Source organism: Aeromicrobium sp. PFPM2_SD2 (assembly GCF_057364525.1).
In genome coordinates, this window is the sequence record NZ_JBNFNZ010000458.1 from 1 (window position 1) to 1928 (window position 1928).

A 1928-nucleotide genomic window follows, 5' to 3' on the forward strand; every position below is an offset into this window, starting at 1 on the left:
CCCGCGCGAGCGCCGCGAGGTCGGCGTTCGTGCTGCCCGTGCGGGCGCTGACGCGCACGTCCGACCAGCTCGTGCGGACGAGCGCGGTGCGCAGCGCGCGCACGTCCAGGGGCGGTCGGTCGAGGTCCTCGTAGGCCATATGACTAGCCTCACACACCCCGCCCAGGGCCCCTGGATACCCTGAGGCGGTGAGCGAACAGATCGAGGTCCACCCGGAGCTGCACACCACGGCGGGGAAGATCAGCGACTTCCAGCGCCGCCAGCACGAGGCCACCGTCGAGATGGCCGAGCGCGCCAAGGAGAAGCAGCACAAGAAGGGACGCCAGAGCGCCCGCGAGCGCATCGAGCAGCTCTTCGACGAGGGCTCGTTCGTCGAGCTGGACGCCCTCGCGCGGCACCGCAGCGTCGCCTTCGACCAGCAGCGGAACCGTCCGCTCGGCGACGGCGTCATCACCGGCTACGGCACGATCGACGGCCGCCAGGTGTGCGTCTTCAGCCAGGACTTCAGCGTCTTCGGCGGCAGCCTCGGCGAGGTCTACGGCGAGAAGATCCTCAAGGTCATGGACCTGGCGCTCAAGACCGGCAGCCCGATCATCGGCATCAACGAGGCGCCGCGCCGCATCCAGGAGGGCGTCGTCTCGCTCGGCCTGTACGGCGAGATCTTCAAGCGCAACGTGCACGCCTCGGGCGTCATCCCGCAGATCAGCCTGATCATGGGCTCGTGCGCCGGCGGCCACGTGTACTCCCCCGCGGTCACCGACTTCACCGTGATGGTCGACCAGACCTCCAACATGTTCATCACCGGCCCCGACGTCATCAAGACCGTCACCGGCGAGGACGTCTCGATGGAGGAGCTCGGCGGCGCCCGCACGCACAACACCAAGAGCGGCAACGCCCACTACATGGGCCACGACGAGCACGACGCCCTGGAGTACGTCAAGGCGCTCATCTCCTACCTGCCGCAGAACAACCTCGAGGAGCCCGAGGTCTACGACGAGGTCGTCGACCTGGAGCCGAGCGAGACCGACCTCGCGCTCGACACGCTCATCCCGGACTCGGCCAACCAGCCGTACGACATCCGCACCGTCATCGAGGCGACGCTGGACGACGGCGACTTCCTCGAGGTGCAGGCGCTGTTCGCGCCCAACATCGTCGTCGGCTTCGGCCGGGTCGAGGGCCGCAGCGTCGGCGTCGTCGGCAACCAGCCGATGCAGTTCGCGGGCTGCCTGGACATCGACGCCTCCGAGAAGGCCGCGCGGTTCGTGCGCACGTGCGACGCGTTCAACATCCCGGTGCTGACGTTCGTGGACGTGCCCGGCTTCCTGCCCGGCACCGACCAGGAGTGGAACGGCATCATCCGCCGCGGCGCCAAGCTCATCTACGCCTACGCCGAGGCCACCGTCCCGCTGGTCACGGTCATCACGCGCAAGGCGTACGGCGGCGCGTACGACGTCATGGGCTCCAAGCACCTCGGTGCCGACGTGAACATCGCCTGGCCGACGGCGCAGATCGCGGTCATGGGCGCCTCGGGCGCGGCGAACATCATCTTCCGCAAGGAGATCGCGGCCTCCGACGACCCGGAGGCGCGTCGCCAGGAGCTGATGGTCGAGTACGAGGACTCGCTCTGCAACCCCTACGTGGCGGCCGAGCGCGGCTACATCGACGCCGTCATCCAGCCCTCGCAGACCCGCGCCGAGGTCGTGAAGGCGCTGCGCCTGCTCAAGACCAAGCGCGAGACGCTGCCGCCCAAGAAGCACGGGAACATCCCGCTGTGAGCGAGCAGGAGCAGACCCCCGGGGCGCCCTCGCCGGCCGCCAAGCCGGTGCTGCGGGTCGTGAAGGGCGACCTGACGCCCGAGGAGCTCGCCGCGCTCGTCGCCGTCGTGGCCGCCCCGCAACGCCGCCGCCGCGAACGCGGCGCCCGCGAGG

Annotated in this window: 2 protein-coding genes; both read left to right on the forward strand. The window is 69.8% G+C overall.

Features of this window, described 5'->3' with window-relative positions; translation table 11 throughout:
• The first annotated feature begins 188 nt into the window (after positions 1-188).
• Positions 189-1775 carry an acyl-CoA carboxylase subunit beta gene (locus AC2W7G_RS15040; protein ID WP_485869153.1) on the forward strand — a complete coding sequence of 529 codons (1587 nt, stop codon included), beginning with the start codon at positions 189-191 and terminating at the stop codon, positions 1773-1775.
• A gap of 47 nt (positions 1776-1822) precedes the next feature.
• Positions 1823-1928: acyl-CoA carboxylase epsilon subunit (locus AC2W7G_RS15045; RefSeq protein ID WP_485869154.1), on the forward strand; the 106-nt coding region annotated here is incomplete at its 3' end.